This window comes from Chryseobacterium paridis (genome assembly GCF_016595215.1).
Classification (GTDB): Bacteria; Bacteroidota; Bacteroidia; order Flavobacteriales; family Weeksellaceae; genus Chryseobacterium; species Chryseobacterium paridis.
On record NZ_JAENHK010000001.1, the window covers coordinates 726,190 to 742,916 of the forward strand.

Sequence of the window (16,727 nt, forward strand, 5' to 3'; positions counted from 1 at the left end):
GTTTTAACAAGAATTTACAAATTCTCAGAATATGTTTTGAAAGGGATTTAAAGAAGAGTCAAATCAATAACTAAAAAAGCGTATAATTTTCAGGGAAACTATACGCTTTATTTTTTTTATTTTGGTAGACCCTTTCTTAGGGCACTTTCTGCTATTTTTATGGCTCGTTTTTCCTTCCAGTCCATGTATTTTTTCTTGAAATTGACTTTCATGATATCGTCAAATTTTCGTTGTACTGTTAGATTCCAAATAGAATGCGCTTTTACAGCCCATGATTTGTCCCAGGCTCTCAGAGAAAGAGAGAAACTTCCATCCAGATATTTCATCCAGTGCCACCATCCGGTAGGCATAAATAAAGTGTCACCATGCTCCAGAAAGCACTCAATTCCATCTATACCATTCAATGCAGGGAACTTTTCGAAATCCGGATTTTCAATATCATAATCTTCTAAAGCATAGGTCGTATACGGAATCTTATATAACCTTTCTTTCCATTTGTTTTCAAAAAGGATAACATGTTTTCTCCCATTAAAATGGGTGTGGAAGATATGAGGAAGATCTATATCATAATGTAAAAAAGTAACAGAACCTTTTCCTCCAAAGAACATCGATGGATATTTATCCAGAAAACCACCCATTAAATCTTTTGGGGAAATATAATCTGCTAATAATTTGTTTGCATATTTTATCGGGTCAAAAAAGAAAATCCTCAAATCAGTTGGTTCTTTTCGGATAAGATCAATATAATCTCCAAATTGCATTTTGGTTGTAGGAGTATTAATGGGTGCTGAAGGATCTGCTTTGGCACTGTCATATAACGGAACTTCTACATCACCTACCACTTCCTTTATGTAGTCCATCGTCCATTTTTGGTAGGCAGGCCATTTTTTTGCCATATTTTTTATGACGACTGGCCTTCTCGGCTTTAGATATTTTTCAAAGAACTCTTCTTTGGTAATGTCGTCTACGATATCAATCGGCCTTAAAATGACTCCCATTTTTTTAAATTTTATGCTGCAAAATTATTAAATTAATATTTACAATGAATGAATTAATATTTTATTAATCTATTACTCTTATCGGGGTTTTGTTTGATCGGAATAAATAAGATTAAATATTAAATGAAAAATTAAAAAAAGGATTAAGAAGAAAAAAGATTAAAAAAAATATCACTAAAAACATAGTGAAATACAGGAATTTAACTTACACGCTTGAAATGCATCTCTATACATGTGTAACAAAAAATACACAACCATAACTAATTAAGCAAATAACTAGAATTATGAAAAAGAATATTACTTTATTTCTGATGATTTTTCTTTCCGTGCTTACCTATGCGCAGAAGACTGTTACAGGAAAGATCACAGATGAAGATGGTGTTCCCATTCCCAGTGCCAGTGTAACTGTGGAAGAACCTGGAAAAGATGCCATTTTAGCCTATGGAATTACCAATTCAAAAGGGGAATATAAAGTAACCTTTACCACAGCTGAGTCGAATGTAGACCTGAAAGTAAAAGCATTCAACCAGAAACCATTAACAAAGCAAATAAGCAATAGTGACCAGACATTGGCATTTAAAATGGAATCTGAAGCGACTGAAATAAAAGAAGTTCAGCTAAAAACAAAAATGATCACAGCCAGAGGAGATACCATTGCCTATGATCTTAAAGCTTTTGACAGTAAAAGTGATAGAACCTTGGCAGATGTAATGAAAAAGATTCCGGGAATTGAAGTCAATACGGATGGAACCATTCTTTATCAGGGAAATGCCATCAATAAATTCTATGTTAATGGAAAAGACTTGATGGAAGGAGGGTACGGAACCATCAACAACTCACTTCCGAAAGATGCTGTACAAAAAGTTGAGGTTCTTGAAAACCACCAGCCCGTAAAAATACTTCAGGATAAAGTGCCTTCTGACCAGGCAGCGATCAATATTAAACTTAAAAACTCTGTTACCATGACCGGTAGAGGGGAAGTTGGAACTGGCTTTGGTGATCCATGGCTTTGGAATGTAAAATTAACACCTATGTTCTTTGGACAAAAAAGTCAATGGGTAGTTAACTATAAAACCAATAATATGGGAGAGCAGGTAGAAAATGAAGGGAACATATTAGCGTTTGGGAATAGATTCGAAGGCAGAAGAATAAATGCATCTCAAAATGATTGGCTTAATGTAGATAATGCAAGTACACCAAGCCTCCCTGTTAAAAGATATTTGATGAATAATGTTCATTATTTGTCAGCAAACTACTTAACAAACATAGACAAGAAAAAAGAATGGGAGTTAAAAGCCAATGCTAATTATACCAATAATGCTGTGGAGCGGGAAGCTTACAGCAGACAGGATTATTTTGGAGATGGAGCAGGTTCCAATATTACGAATATCCTTAATAATTTTTATACTGATAAAGCAAAAGGGGAGCTTATTTTTACCAAAAATGCCAAAAAGGGATTCTTTAAAAATACCACAAGTTTTTCCCAGTATTGGAATGCAGATAGAGGACTTGTTGATAGAGAAGATGTTAAAAATGGAACAAAAAGAAATGGGAATGAGGCTCTAGAGTCGCCAACAACATCATTCCAGAACTCATTGAGTACCATTATTCCATGGAAAGAAAAAATGGTCAATCTTTTATCTTTTATTAGTTATCAAACAGACAGACAAACCTTAGATGTTTCCCCTTCATCTTATTTGACTATTCCAGGATTCGTTCCTGCATCTTCAAATATTGTAAGACAGGATTTAAGGCTTAAGACTTTTGAAGCAAACCATTCTGCAAACATAGGCTTTTCTACAAAAGGATGGACTTTTACTCCTGAAGTTGGATTTAATTTTAAAACAACTGATCTGGTTTCAGATTTGTCAAATATGAAAGGGTCTGGGGCTTCCCAACCTCCCATTTCAAAATATAGCAATGATTTAAGATATACAACAGCAACACCATATGGAAGTCTGGGAGTAAATTACAAAAATGACTCCTGGATGCTATATGCTAATTTTCCGGTAAATTCTAATAATATTAAAGCAGAAGATCCTCTGAGAAGTGTTTCTAAAACAGTTAATAAAGTTACTTTTGAACCAAGTGTTTTTGCTCAATATACTTTTGCATCATTCTGGAAGGCATCAGTAAATGCGAATATTAATAACAATTTTGGGGAGATCAATACAGCTTATTCAGGATTTTTAATGACCTCTCCAAGTTCAATCAATGTGATGGATCCTAATAATCCGATTCCTCAGAATAATAATAAATCTGCAGGAACAAGAATTGAATATAGAAATCCATTGAATAACTTATTCTTTAATATTAATTACAGATATTCTGATGCTAAGAGAAACTTAATTTCCAACCCAACAGTTGAAGCTGGTTATATCGTAATGAATTATAAAGAACAGGACAATCATATATTAAATAATGGGTACAGTATGGAAGTTGGAAAATATTTTCCAAAATTTAAAACAAATGCTTCCCTTAGTTACAGCAATAATACAGTGAAATCTGATGCATTTTTGGATGATAGGGCTTATAACAATAAAAACAATAGCCAGTCCTATGGAATTAAATTCAACAATACCTATTTCAGCTGGATGAGTGTAGATTATAATGCAAGCATTTCCAGAACAAAGCAATCAAGTAAAGGGGAGGTAAATTCCAAAGCAACGAGAACAGGATTTAACCATAACCTGGGACTTTTCTTCTATCCAATAGAAAACCATACGATTGGATTCAATTGGGATCAGGTGAATACCAATGCTGTTGACCAGAAATACCATAATGGATTTTATGATGTATCTTATCAATTTACATGGGCTAAGAAAAAAATTGATTTTGAGTTGAAATGGATGAATATTGCGAATAAGAAAGTATTCGAAACTTATGACATCGGAACCACCGATATCAAATATACAAGATATCAGCTCCGCCCAAGTCAGGTTATGTTTACCGTAAAATTCAACTTCAAATAATAAACTATATAAACAGAAAAAGCCAATCTCTAGAGATTGGCTTTTTCTTTATAATGTTCTAAAAACTCTGTATATCTGCTGATGGTCCATAACTGCCTGGTAAAGGAATATCATTCAGTCTGTAATAAACACCCAACTGTGCTCTATGATGGGTAATTTGATTTAAGCTGTGTCGGATTGAAGCATATTTGGTCCATTTTGCCAATTCATTTCCATTATACTTTAATGCCCAGGTTGAATCCAGATCTTCTTCTTTTGCATTTTCAAGCGCATCAATACCAGACTTATAATTGTCATCGAGCTTTTTCAGCAAATCTTCTTTTGTAGAAGATAAAACAGGTTGATCTCCGTCGGCAAAATCAAGCTCTGATGTTTTCAACATGGTATTAGGCCATTCAAAAACATCGGCAAGGTGATTCGCAAGAGACTTCATTTTCATGCTCTTTTCATGAGGAGCATAATCATTTTGGTTATCGGGATAAATATCGAAAAACTTTCTGGTTGTCTGATACTCGCTATCGAGTTCAGATTTTAATTGAGCTAATGTGTCCATATTAATTTTTGTTTTTTAGGTATTTAAAGTTAAAGATTTTGAGCAGAAAACTGTTTTAATAAAATATTAATCTTTAAAGACACGCAAAGCGAGACGGATATAAGCGTTTGTTCTTAAGTTGTAGTCATTCAGATTGAAGAGCAATTTGAGTTTTTCAATCAGCTTAAATTGAGTGTGTTATAAATTAAAATAAAAAAAGTGTAACATTTTTAAAGAAATGGTAACTAATAAGTAAACATTATCACAATGAAAAAGTTGCTTTCAGTATTCTTAATTGCTCTTTTTGCTGTTGCAAATGCTCAGGAGTCTAAAGAAACTGCGAACCGTTTCTTTTACGAACTGACCTTTAAACCTAAAAAGGATTCGACCAAAGTAGATAAAGTAATAACGATATTGGATATTACGGATAAGAACAGATCCATTTATCAGGATTATACAATTATTGCTCAGGATTCTATTCTAAAAGTAGAAATAGAAGCGATGCAAAAAGCAGGAGTAATGAAAGATCTTTCCAAATCGATCAGACAGCCAAAGATTTCAGCAAGGATTTATAAGTTTTATCCAAGTATGAAAGTTCAATATGTAGATAAAATTGCCAGCGGATTTACACCAAGTAATATCGGATATAATGAAGAACCGAAATTTAACTGGAACATCCTGACGGACAAGCAAAAAATAGGAGCTTATAATACCCAAAAGGCAACAACAGAGTTTGGAGGAAGAAAATGGACTGCATGGTTCAGTACAGATTTACCTTTCCCTGACGGACCTTACAAGTTTTCCGGACTTCCAGGATTAATTGTAAAAATAGAAGATGATGCAAAAGATTATTCTTGGGTGCTTCAAGGGAATAAAAAAGTAAAAGACTACTCAGAATATTCATATGTTGAAAATCTGATGCAGGCAAAAGGAGGAAAAGTAAATGAACTGACCAGAGAAAAGTTTGAAAAAACATATAATGATTTCAAGAAAGATCCTTTTGCTACTGTAAGACCTATGATGACTCAGGAAATGCTTTCAAAGTCGATACCGGGAATGGATGGTACAATTGGAGACATGATGAAAAAGCAGGAAAAACAATACAAAGATTTCTTTAATGCTAATGATAACCCAATTGAAAAGGTGGAGGTAGCTGATAAAAAGAAAAAATAGACATTCAACTAACTAAATTATATTTATCAAATAAACCCAAATGTTTAACGCATTTGGGTTTATTTTTTTTAGGGAAGATGTTATTTAGATTAAATTTAAATAGCGTACATTTGCATGTACAAAAAAGAGGCTTTGAAAGAGAAGGATTTACATAAATTAAGCAGTTTCCCTAAAAACAAAATGGGGAAAATATTGGGTTATGATAACGACCATCTAAAGATGCCCAACAAGATTATAGAAATGGGCCTTTTACCGGAAACCGTTTTTAAAATTTTGTACCAGGCTCCGTTTAATGGTCCCATGTATGTAGAATTTGGAGAGGAAAAAAGCCGTATTGCTCTTAGAGAGGAAGAAGGAGATTATATCATTGTACAAGATTTGGATTAATGCAGGAAAATAAGAAAAAACAGGTGCTTTTGGTTGGAAATCCTAATGTAGGAAAATCCACGGTTTTCAACACACTTTGCAATAAAAAGCAGAAGACAGGAAACTATGCAGGTGTCACTGTTGCAAGTTATTCAGGAAATTATAATTATAAGGACGAAGAGGTTGAGGTAGTAGATTTACCAGGCTCTTACAGCGTTTATCCAAGTTCTGAAGATGAAGCCATTTTTTCTAAATATCTGATCGATGAACAGCAAAACTATGTGGGTGTAATCTATATCCTTGAAGCATTAAGTTTAAAAAGAGGACTTCTTCTGTTTCAGCAGATTCAGGATCTGGGAGTTCCTTTAATTCTGGTTGTTAACCAGATAGATCAGGCTGAAAGACGCGGAATCAATATTGATATCCAGCAATTTTCAAAGGCATTGAATATTAAGATCATTCAAACCAACGCCAAAGAGCAGATTGGAATAGATGCCATTAGAGAAGCTGTTTTTAATAATGATTTTCAAAAAACAAATAAAGCTTCTTTCGAAACCCCTGCTGAACACAAAGATTTTATTACCAAAATTGTAGACCATAAAGGTCTAGACAGCGAGTATAAAGCATGGATGAGTATATCATCCGGCGTGGAGCTTAGTAAAATAGAAACCATGCACGATATACTCAATGGTCCGGACACTAAAAGTTTGGTTCCTAAAAGACTGCAGGTTCAGGAAACAGTAAGAAGATATCAGAATGTTGATAAAATCTTAGCCAATGTAATTACTAAAAAGCCACAATTCAAGGAACTGTTGACCGAAAAACTGGATAAGGTCTTGGTGCATAAATTCTGGGGATATGTCATTTTTATGTTGATCTTATTGATCATATTCCAAAGCGTTTTCTTTCTTGCAGAATATCCAATGAACTGGATTGAAAGTTTCTTCTCATGGTTATCAGCTTTCACTGGGGAACATCTTCCGGAAGGACCCGTAAATTCATTAATTTCAAATGGAATTGTTCCAGGATTAGGAGGAATTATGGTCTTTGCTCCACAAATTGGAATCCTGTTGTATTTCTTATATCTGTTAGAAGATTCAGGGTATATGGCAAGGGTTATCTTCTTGATGGACCGATTTTTACGACCATTTGGATTAAATGGAAAAAGTATTGTGCCATTAGTTTCAGGAACGGCCTGTGCTATTCCGGCTGTGATCTCAACCCGGAATATAGAAAACGTGAAAGAAAGGTTACTTACTATTTTAGTAACACCATTTATGACATGTTCTGCAAGGCTTCCCGTTTACAGTATCATCATTGGTTTGGTTATTTCAGACAAAAGTTTTTTAGGAATAAAATATAAGGCTCTGGTATTAATGGGAATGTATTTATTAGGATTTCTGGTTGCCTTATTTTCAGCAGCAATTTTAAAAAGATTTATTAAAGATAAAGGTAAAACCTATCTCGTAATGGATTTGCCAACCTATAAAAAACCACTATTCGGATATGATTTTAAAATGGTATTGGGAAAAGTGTGGGATTTCATTACAGGAGCGGGAAAAATTATCTTTATTGTTAGTATTATCATTTGGTTCTTGAGTTATTTCGGACCATCACAGAAACCAAAAGAAATGGTTGCTACCGATGTGAAATTGGATCATTCCTATCTTGCAAAAATGGGTAAGGCAATAGAACCAGCTATTGCTCCATTGGGATATGACTGGAAGATGGGAGTAGGAATTATAACAAGCTTTGTTGCACGAGAAGTCTTCGTAGGAACAATGTCTACATTATATAGTTTGAGCGATGATGCACCGGAAGTAAAGGTGATTGACAAAATGAGACATGATATAAAACCAAATGGTGAAAAAGTGTTTAATTTTGCAACAGGAATATCTATACTTTTCTTCTATGCATTTGCAATGCAATGTGTTTCTACACTTGCAGTAGTCTATAGAGAAACCAAAAGCTTAAAATGGACGGGCTTTCAGGTAGTAATGATGACTGGTTTGGCATACTTTGTGTCGATGTTTATTTATCAAATTCTAAAATAATGAATTCTTCATTAATTTTTCAATACATTATTGTATTCCTCATTGTGGGGTTTGCCTGTTACTCTTTATTCAGAGTGATTAGAAAAAACTTTGCCCCTAAAAAATTCAGCTCTAAAGGAGGTAGTTGCGACAAAGATTGTGGCTGTTCATAAAAAAATAATGTTCCTTTTGAAAAGGCAAGACTATTAAATTCAATTTTTACCTATTTTTGTTTGCAATAAAACACAAATAAATAGAATATGAAAAAAGAATTAATAGAAGAGCTCTTTCTAAAATTCGAAAATGCCTCACATTTATATAATAATATTGAGTGCTGGAGTGCCAGAGATTTGCAAGAAATATTAAATTATACTAAATGGGATAACTTTCAGAAAGTTATTGAGAAGGCAAAGAAGTCATGCGAAAACGCTGGAGAAAAAGTTCAAAACCATTTTGCCGATCTCGGGAAAATGGTTCTGATCGGAAGTGGTTCTGAAAGAGAGATAGCCGATATAGCTTTAACTCGTTATGGTTGTTATTTGGTGGCTCAGAATGGAGACGCTTCAAAATCTGAGATTGCTTTTGCCCAAACTTATTTTGCTGTTCAAACTAGAAAACAGGAAATTATTGAAAAAAGACTTTTAGATGTTGCAAGAGTAACGGCAAGAGAAAAACTATCCAAGACAGAAAAAAAACTTTCAGGAATTATTTATGAAAGAGGAGTTGATGAGAAAAGTTTTTCATTGATTCGTTCAAAAGGTGACAAGGCATTATTTGGAGGATTCTCTACAAATGATATGAAGAAGAAAATAGGAGTTCCACAAAACAGACCTCTTGCTGATTTTCTTCCTACATTAACTATAAAGGCTAAAGATTTTGCAACTGAACTTACCAGTCATAATGTTGTAGAAAAAGATTTAAATGGCGATGTTCAGATTACAAATGAACATGTCGAAAATAATTTAGCCGTAAGAAAAATGTTAGGCGAAAGAGGGGTAAAACCTGAAACGCTGCCTGCATTAGAGGATGTAAAAAAAGTTCAAAGGCAATTGGAAAATGATGAGAAGAAAATTTTAAAAGAAACAAAGAAAAATAAGTAAAATATAGAATGTCATTAATAAAAAGTATTTCAGGAATCCGAGGAACTATCGGAGGAAAAGTGAATGATAACTTAACGCCACTTGATGTGGTAAAGTTCGCTTCAGCATTCGGAACTTGGCTTCAGAATAATAAAAACAAAAAAGATTTAACACTTGTAATAGGAAGAGATGCCCGAATTTCCGGTGAAATGGTTTCTTCCCTGGTGAGTGCCACTTTACAAGGTTTAGGAATCAATGTTGTAGATCTTGGACTTTCTACAACACCTACTGTTGAAATCATGGTACCTGAATTAAAGGCAGACGGAGGAATCATCCTTACTGCTTCTCATAACCCAAAACAATGGAATGCTCTTAAACTACTCAATGAGAAAGGAGAATTCATCAGTGGGGAAAATGGAGCAGAGATGTTGGCGATTGCTGAAAGTGAGGACTTCAACTATGCTGAGGTAGATGATTTAGGAAAATATGAAGTAAGAAATGATGCTTTTGACATTCATATTCAGCAGATCCTTGATCTTCCAATGGTAGATGTCGAAGCTATTAAAGCTAAAAATTTCAAAGTTGTTTTAGATGCGGTGAATTCAACAGGAGGGATAGCTATTCCAATGCTGTTGAATAAGCTAGGATGTGAAACAGTAAAATTATACTGTGAACCGAACGGACAATTTCCGCACAACCCAGAACCATTAAAAGAGCATTTAGGAGATATCTGTGAGCTCGTAAAAAAAGAAAATGCAGATTTCGGAGTAGTTGTAGATCCGGATGTGGATAGATTGGCATTGATCGATGAGAAAGGAGAAATGTTCGGAGAGGAATATACATTGGTTGCTATTGCTGATTATTTATTGAAACATAAAAATGGAGTAGCAGTATCTAACCTTTCTTCAAGCCGTGCATTAAGAGATATTGCTCAGAATCATAATTCAGAGTATTTCGCAAGTGCTGTGGGAGAGGTGAACGTTGTTACTTTAATGAAAGAGAAAAATGCAGTAATTGGAGGTGAAGGAAATGGAGGAATTATTTACCCTGATCTTCACTACGGAAGAGACTCTTTAGTAGGTGTTGCTCTTTTCCTTACCTATTTAGCAAAAGAGAATAAAACCGTTTCAGAACTAAGAGCAGGTTATCCAAGCTACTTCATGGGTAAAAAGAAAATTGAGCTGACTCCGGAAATCAATGTAGATGAGATCTTATCCAAAATGGAGAAAGAATATCAAAATGAAGAGGTTTCTACAATAGATGGAGTAAAAATAGATTTTGAAAACAACTGGGTGCACCTTCGTAAGTCCAATACAGAACCGATTATCAGAGTGTATACAGAAGCTAAGTCACAGGAAGAAGCTGATCAGCTTGCTGACGAGATTATAGCGAAAATAAACAGTTTGATCTAAAAATAACAAGAACGGAGCATTGAGTTCCGTTCTTTTTTTATACTTGTAACATGTTTGAGCATTTAAAAAACAGATTTCCTTTTCCAAGAGCAAAATGTGCAGAATTTATAAAGGACTTCAAACGGATGGAAGTTCCTGCAAAGACCATTCTTTTACAAGAGAATGAGGTGTCGTTCCATGCTTATTATATTGAAAAAGGGATGGCCAGAGCCTGGTACAATAATGATGGGAAAGACGTTACTTTTCAGTTTTTTATGGAAAATACCATGTTCTCCTCTCTTGAAAGTTTTAGAAAGGGCTTACCAAGCATGGTTTCTTTTGAAACAATAGAACCCTGCATTTTATGGAGAATCGATAAACCAACGGTCGATAAAATCTTAGCTGAAATATATGATGATCCTCAGTTAAGAGATCAGTTAATGGATTCTGTTTTTGAAAGAACATTTGATTACATGAAACACTTCTTTTCATTTATTAAAGACAGTCCCCAAAAACGTTATCTTAATCTTACAAAAGAAAAACCGGAGATCATTAAAAGAGTTCCCCAACACTACATTGCTTCTTATCTTGGAATTACTACCGTGCATCTGAGCAGAATAAAAAGTAAGATCCTGAAAGAAAAGCTGTGAGTATAATCTGATAACAAATGTTATTGCAACAGGAAATGCTTTCATCCTAATTTTGTATTAAAATAAAAGATAATGAAAGCAGCAGTCGTATTTGAAAAAGGAGGAACTCCTCAATATGCAGATTTCCCGGAACCCGAAATTATTCAGGATGATGAGCAATTGATCTATGTAAAAGCAACGTCTATTAAGCATCTTGATAGAGCAAGAGCAAGTGGAAAACACTATTCCACGGAAAATGAAGAACACCAGCCTAAAATAATCGGAAGTGACGGAGCCGGAATATTAGAAGATGGCTCTAAAGTCTATTTTTTCAGTAAAAAAGGAACAGTAGCTGAAAAAGTCGTAGCAGATAAGAAAATGATGGTTCCTATTCCTGATGGCCTCACATTTTCTATAGCAGCAGCGCTGCCAAATGCGGTTATGGGCTCTGCAATGGGGCTTAAGTTTAAAACACAATTAAAACAAGGAGAAACAGTCCTTATCAATGGAGCGACTGGTATAACAGGAAGGATTGCAGTTCAGGTGGCCAGGTTATATGGAGCTAAAAAAATAATTGTTACCGGAAGAAATGAAGAAGCATTAAAGTCTCTATACGAATTAGGAGCTGATGAAGCAATCTCTTTGAAACTGGATGATGAGGATTTTAAACAAAGGATTAAAGATAGCCATAATGAGACGCCTATTGATGTTGTTTTAGATTATATCTGGGGACATTCGGTTGAGCTTCTCTTATCTGCAATAAAGGGAGATGGAAATTTTTCCCATAAAACAAGGCTGGTTTCTGTAGGTGGAATGAGTGGTGATACCATTCAGTTATCATCCCAGATTCTCAGAGGTACAGACCTGCAGATTTCAGGTTCAGGATTAGGAAGCTGGACGCAAGATGAATTTAAATTATTATTGACAGAAATTATCCCCGAAATGTTTCAGGCTGCCGCAAACGGAAAGCTTATCATGGAAACGGAAGACGTTGATTTAAAAGATATTGAATCAATCTGGCATAATGAAATTCCTAATAGAAAAAGGTTAGTAGTGTTAATTTAATGTGAATCTCTCTTTTTATCCACAATTCTTTTATTATATTCTTCTTTTTACTATCTTTAGGATAGAAAATTACAAAAACATAATTCAAAAAAAAGTCGCAAATTTGCAGTAATTTTGAATAACAATCTCAGAAGTAGTATATTAATTAAATAAGTTTGCCGAGGTTCGCAAGAAAATTCGGGCATTGGCTGACAGAGTAGACACTATATTGGAAGAATATTTTGGAAATGAACTTGTAAAAAAGTTCGAAGAAATGATTGAGAACAATGATGAATTCTATTTCGATACAGAAGAACTGGAAGATATTATTGTTTATTATCTGGAGCTGGGCGATTTTAACTATGCAGATAATGCTGTTAATTATGGTCTAAAGCTTCATCCTAATTCACTGGATATCAAGATTAAAAAGCTTGAAGTCCTGCTGGAATGGGAAGATTATAATACGGCAAAAGAACTAATTGACGAGTTGAAGGCTTCATCCATGGAGCACACGGACTTTTTAGTTTGCTACGCCAAGTATTATTCGAACCTGGGAAACCCTAAAAGATCCATTGAAATTTGCAAGAAAGCACTAGAACTGAAAGAAGAAGAAAACTTCCTTCACAACTTTATTGCGGACGAATATGTGAATTTAGGAGATCCTTTCAACGCTCTGAAACATTATAGAAAAGCATTGAAAGAGGACCCAACGGATGAATATGCGTTGGAAAACTGTATGATCTGCTTTAATGATTTGAAAAAGAGTGAGGAGGCTATTGCCTTTTTGAATGAATATTTAGATGAATTTGCCTATTCTGAGACCGCTTGGTACGAATATGGGCAGTTCTATTTCAATAGAAAGAATTATGAGGAAGCGATCAAAGGATTTGATTACCTTTTAGCGATCAATTCATCTTCTGTAGGAGTATATGCGAATAAGGCAGCTTGTTACGAAGCTTTAGGGCAATATAAAAAAGCAATCGAAGTATATGAAGAGATGCTTGAGCTGGAATACACAAAAGCATTTACCTTTTATAAAATCGGATTGTGCTATAAAGCAATGAAACAGCCGATTATAGCATTGAATTCTTTTCAGAAATCATTGAGAGAAGATCCTCAGTTTTATCTTTCCATGATGGAGCAGTCTTATTTGTATGAAGAAATGGGGGGAATGGCAGAAGCACTTCATTTTGCAAAAGAAGCGACTCACCTGAATGACAGCAATCTTGATTATCAGAAAAGACTGGCATTTTTATTCATAGATTCAGGAAAGTTTGAAGAAAGCCTTTCTTGTTTAAAGAAACTGGTAGTTTCAGAACCTTCAAGGTTTTACAATTGGTATGCTTACTCAGAAGTATTGATGCTTTTAGGTGAATATGAAGAAGCAGTTACGATTTTGTATAAAGCTATTGAAAATCATAACAGAGCAGAATTATACTATCAGTTGAGTAACTGTTATTTTAACCTGAGAGAACAGGAAAAAGGAATTGACTCGCTTAAACAGGCGCTAGACTTAGATCCGACTCTTGTTCAGGATATGCAGAAAAAATATCCTTTCATAAAAGATGGCGTGAAAAAGGCTAAAGCTAAAGTGAAGAAAAAGAATTAACGATCAGTAAATGATCAATTAAATAAAAATCCTGCAGTAATGCAGGATTTATTTTTTTATAGCAGGTTTGGTTCTTAAGAAGATCAATCCACCAATGATGATACCAGCGCCTATAAATTGTAAAAAAGTTAATTTTTCACCATCTAAAATGCCCCAAATAATTGCTACAATAGGCATCAGTAATGTCACTGTTGATGCAAATAAGGGAGAAGATACCTTTAGTAAACGGTAATTCATGGTCATGGCCAGCCCGGTTCCAAATATGGATAGCAATCCCACGAAAAGCAACCCCATCATGTTATCTTCTGAAAAACTAAATTCCGAGAAGAATCCGGTAAGCGCCAGCGCAATGATAGAAGGCAAAACCAAAACAAAAGAGAATACAAATGCCGACAGAATAATTGAAGACAGCTCCATAAGCTTTGATTTTACTGTTGTGGTACTTATTGCGTAACATAAAGTAGCGAGAAGGAGTAATAAGATCGGAATCAGTTTAAATCGTCCTCCATCATCTGCTCCAAAGGCAAGTATACAAACTCCGGCAAAGCTTATACAAACTCCGATAATCTGTTGTTTCGTAGTATCAAATTTCCAGACAAGAGCCCCAACGATGATCACAAAAATGGGCATCATGGAGTTGATGATCCCGGCAATACTACTGCTTATTTCTGTCTCCGCAATTGGAAAGAGGAACATGGGAATAAAATTTCCGGTGATTGCTGCTAAAATAAGCCACTTGATATGCTTTTTGGGAAACAGCTTATATTTTGAAATGGCAACAGGAAATAATATGATTCCCGCAATAAGAACCCTTAATGCACCTACCTGGAAAGGGTTGAAATGTTCTAAAGATTTTTTAATTAAAATAAAAGAAGATCCCCAAATGAGGCTGAGCACCAATAAGAGGATCCATTTTTCTTTTTCTGCTTTCATTATTATTTTTTGTGTAAATGGTGTAAAAATTGTTTTTTCGGAATCATCCTTGCGCCCAGGCTTTCCAAATGATCCGTATGAGATTGGCAGTCGATAAGATCCAGCTGATCTTTATGGGTTTCCACAAAATGGATAAAACCAGCTTTGGAGGCATTGCTTACTTTAGCGAACATGCTTTCTCCGCAAAAGACATTCCCGATAAGAAGGCCATAAAAGCCTCCTACCAGTTCATCATCTTTCCATACTTCAATGCTTTTTGCCAGTCCGTATTCGTGAAGGGTAATAAAGGATTCCATAAGTTCATCAGATAGCCAGGTTCCTGTCTGTCCGACTCTGTTTATTTCCTGGCAACTTTTGATAACCCCTCTGAAGTTCTTATTTTCTGTAAATGTGAAAACACCCCGGTTGAGTATTTTCCGCATCGATTTTGAAACCTTTAATTCTTCAGGAAACAAAACAAAACGGGGATCTGGGCTCCACCAAAGGATTTCTTCCCCCGGATTGAACCAGGGAAAAATACCCAACTGATAAGCAAACCAAATCCTTTCTACCGATAGATCTCCTCCAAAAGCGATAATGCCTTCGTGTCCGTCATAAAGTTCCGGATCAGGAAATGAAATCTCGTTTTCGTCTAATCGAACCATGGTGAGGAAAAAAAATCCCACTTAAAAAGCAGGATTTATATTTTTAATCGTTGTATTCTTAATTAAAAAGGTAAATCATCGTCTTCATCTGCAGCAAATGGATTTTCATTTGAAACAGGAGATGCAGATTGTGATGGGCTAGCCTGAGTTGGTTCTGATCCCATATCAGAAACTTTTTCTACTCTCCATCCTGTAATAGAGTTAAAGTATTTGGTTTCACCTTGAGGAGAAGTCCATTCTCTTCCTCTGATATTGATTCCCACCTTTACATTTTCTCCTTCTTTAAGGTTATCCAATAAACTGATTTTATCAGACAAAAATTCTATGTTTATCGGCTGTGGATACTGTTCCTGAGTTAAAATAACCATTTCTCTCTTTTGAAATCCACTCGCAAATGTCTGAGCATCAAAAAGTTTCTTTACCGTTCCTTGTAATTCCATATCGTATATATTAACGATGTAAAAGTAAGAAAATGAAATGTAATAAAAGGGGTCAGGAAAAAAAAATACAGAAATTTTAATTTTTTTTGAGAAAAGCCTTGCAATTATAGAAAATTGCCCTATATTTGCACTCACAAAAACGAAAGAAGTTCTTTAAAATACGACTTATCAAAACAATGCGGATGTGGTGTAATTGGTAGCCACGCCAGACTTAGGATCTGGTGCCGTGAGGCGTGGGGGTTCGAGTCCCTTCATCCGCACAACGTTTTGCGAAAATAGCTCAGCTGGTAGAGCACAACCTTGCCAAGGTTGGGGTCGCGGGTTCGAATCCCGTTTTTCGCTCCACTCCATGCCCTGGTGGTGGAACTGGTAGACACGCAGGACTTAAAATCCTGTGCCTCTTTTGGCGTGCGGGTTCAAGTCCCGCCCGGGGTACTAAATCCTCTGTAACATTGTTACGGAGGATTTTTTTTGCTTTGGTAAGTTTGTTTTTTATACAATGGATTTCTTATATTTGTGATAAGAATGCTGATGTTATCTGTAATTACAGATCATTAAAACCAGCGGATGTGGTGTAATTGGTAGCCACGCCAGACTTAGGATCTGGTGCCGCGAGGCGTGGGGGTTCGAGTCCCTTCATCCGCACAACGTTTGCGAAAATAGCTCAGCTGGTAGAGCACAACCTTGCCAAGGTTGGGGTCGAGGGTTCGAATCCCGTTTTTCGCTCCACTCCACGCCCTGGTGGTGGAACTGGTAGACACGCAGGACTTAAAATCCTGTGTCCGCAAGGACGTACGGGTTCAAGTCCCGTCTGGGGTACAAAACCCTCTGTAACATTGTTACGGAGGGTTTTTCTTTTTTTATATGGTGGCTTTATTCATCGT

At 35.4% G+C, this 16,727-nt stretch carries 14 protein-coding genes and 6 tRNA genes; 15 read left to right on the forward strand and 5 right to left on the reverse strand.

Annotated elements, in window-relative coordinates; genetic code table 11:
* Positions 1–116 precede the first annotated feature (116 nt).
* Positions 117–998, reverse strand: coding sequence for a cupin-like domain-containing protein (locus tag JHL15_RS03385; protein ID WP_200242796.1), 882 nt, complete (start codon positions 996–998; stop codon positions 117–119).
* A gap of 284 nt (positions 999–1,282) precedes the next feature.
* Here JHL15_RS03385 and JHL15_RS03390 point away from each other — a divergent pair, with 284 nt between their 5' ends.
* Positions 1,283–3,970, forward strand: coding sequence for a carboxypeptidase-like regulatory domain-containing protein (locus JHL15_RS03390; protein ID WP_200242797.1), 2,688 nt, complete (start codon positions 1,283–1,285; stop codon positions 3,968–3,970).
* A gap of 58 nt (positions 3,971–4,028) precedes the next feature.
* Here the strand turns inward: JHL15_RS03390 and JHL15_RS03395 are convergent, their stop codons facing one another.
* Positions 4,029–4,523 (reverse strand): DinB family protein, encoded by a 495-nt coding sequence (locus JHL15_RS03395; protein ID WP_200242799.1) that lies wholly within the window; start codon positions 4,521–4,523, stop codon positions 4,029–4,031.
* Positions 4,524–4,769: 246 nt separating this feature from the next.
* Here JHL15_RS03395 and JHL15_RS03400 point away from each other — a divergent pair, with 246 nt between their 5' ends.
* The 8 genes from JHL15_RS03400 to JHL15_RS03435 all read left to right on the forward strand — a co-directional run bounded on the left by JHL15_RS03400 (position 4,770) and on the right by JHL15_RS03435 (position 13,826).
* Positions 4,770–5,675 carry a GLPGLI family protein gene (locus JHL15_RS03400; protein ID WP_200242800.1) on the forward strand — a complete coding sequence of 302 codons (906 nt, stop codon included), beginning with the start codon at positions 4,770–4,772 and terminating at the stop codon, positions 5,673–5,675.
* Positions 5,676–5,789: 114 nt separating this feature from the next.
* A complete protein-coding gene (locus JHL15_RS03405) occupies positions 5,790–6,062 on the forward strand; it encodes a FeoA family protein (RefSeq protein ID WP_200242801.1) in 273 nt (90 codons plus the stop codon).
* A complete protein-coding gene (gene feoB, locus JHL15_RS03410) occupies positions 6,062–8,095 on the forward strand; it encodes a ferrous iron transport protein B (protein ID WP_200242802.1) in 2,034 nt (677 codons plus the stop codon). Before JHL15_RS03405 ends, feoB begins: the two co-directional genes overlap by 1 nt.
* A 239-nt stretch (positions 8,096–8,334) precedes the next feature.
* A complete protein-coding gene (gene dinD / locus JHL15_RS03415) occupies positions 8,335–9,174 on the forward strand; it encodes a DNA damage-inducible protein D (RefSeq protein WP_200242803.1) in 840 nt (279 codons plus the stop codon).
* An 8-nt stretch (positions 9,175–9,182) separates the two neighbouring features.
* A complete protein-coding gene (gene glmM / locus JHL15_RS03420) occupies positions 9,183–10,565 on the forward strand; it encodes a phosphoglucosamine mutase (RefSeq protein ID WP_200242804.1) in 1,383 nt (460 codons plus the stop codon).
* A gap of 50 nt (positions 10,566–10,615) precedes the next feature.
* On the forward strand, positions 10,616–11,194 hold the full coding sequence (locus tag JHL15_RS03425; RefSeq protein WP_200242806.1) for a Crp/Fnr family transcriptional regulator: 579 nt from the start codon (positions 10,616–10,618) through the stop codon (positions 11,192–11,194).
* Positions 11,195–11,266: 72 nt separating this feature from the next.
* Positions 11,267–12,238 carry a quinone oxidoreductase family protein gene (locus JHL15_RS03430; RefSeq protein ID WP_200242807.1) on the forward strand — a complete coding sequence of 324 codons (972 nt, stop codon included), beginning with the start codon at positions 11,267–11,269 and terminating at the stop codon, positions 12,236–12,238.
* Positions 12,239–12,446: 208 nt separating this feature from the next.
* Entirely contained in the window at positions 12,447–13,826 is a 1,380-nt protein-coding gene (locus JHL15_RS03435) for a tetratricopeptide repeat protein (RefSeq protein WP_200243753.1), read from the forward strand.
* 48 nt (positions 13,827–13,874) lie between these two features.
* Here JHL15_RS03435 and JHL15_RS03440 read toward each other — a convergent pair whose 3' ends face one another.
* The 3 genes from JHL15_RS03440 to JHL15_RS03450 form a co-directional block, all read right to left on the reverse strand.
* The gene (locus JHL15_RS03440) at positions 13,875–14,759 is read right to left on the reverse strand and encodes a DMT family transporter (RefSeq protein ID WP_200242810.1); all 885 of its coding nucleotides are present in this window, start codon (positions 14,757–14,759) and stop codon (positions 13,875–13,877) included.
* Positions 14,760–14,761: 2 nt separating this feature from the next.
* Complete coding sequence (aat, locus tag JHL15_RS03445; protein ID WP_200242813.1) at positions 14,762–15,403, reverse strand: leucyl/phenylalanyl-tRNA--protein transferase; 642 nt, start codon at positions 15,401–15,403, stop codon at positions 14,762–14,764.
* A gap of 62 nt (positions 15,404–15,465) precedes the next feature.
* The gene (locus JHL15_RS03450) at positions 15,466–15,843 is read right to left on the reverse strand and encodes a DUF3127 domain-containing protein (RefSeq protein WP_200242816.1); all 378 of its coding nucleotides are present in this window, start codon (positions 15,841–15,843) and stop codon (positions 15,466–15,468) included.
* 178 nt (positions 15,844–16,021) lie between these two features.
* Here JHL15_RS03450 and JHL15_RS03455 point away from each other — a divergent pair.
* The 6 genes from JHL15_RS03455 (at position 16,022) to JHL15_RS03480 (ending at position 16,662) form a co-directional block, all read left to right on the forward strand.
* A tRNA-Leu gene (locus tag JHL15_RS03455) sits at positions 16,022–16,103 on the forward strand.
* A 9-nt stretch (positions 16,104–16,112) separates the two neighbouring features.
* Positions 16,113–16,188: transfer RNA gene (locus JHL15_RS03460), tRNA-Gly, on the forward strand.
* A gap of 6 nt (positions 16,189–16,194) precedes the next feature.
* A tRNA-Leu gene (locus JHL15_RS03465) sits at positions 16,195–16,278 on the forward strand.
* A 128-nt stretch (positions 16,279–16,406) separates the two neighbouring features.
* Positions 16,407–16,488 (forward strand) — tRNA-Leu (locus JHL15_RS03470).
* Between the two features lie 8 nt (positions 16,489–16,496).
* Positions 16,497–16,572 (forward strand) — tRNA-Gly (locus JHL15_RS03475).
* 6 nt (positions 16,573–16,578) lie between these two features.
* Positions 16,579–16,662, forward strand: a tRNA-Leu gene (locus JHL15_RS03480).
* Positions 16,663–16,727 lie beyond the last annotated feature (65 nt).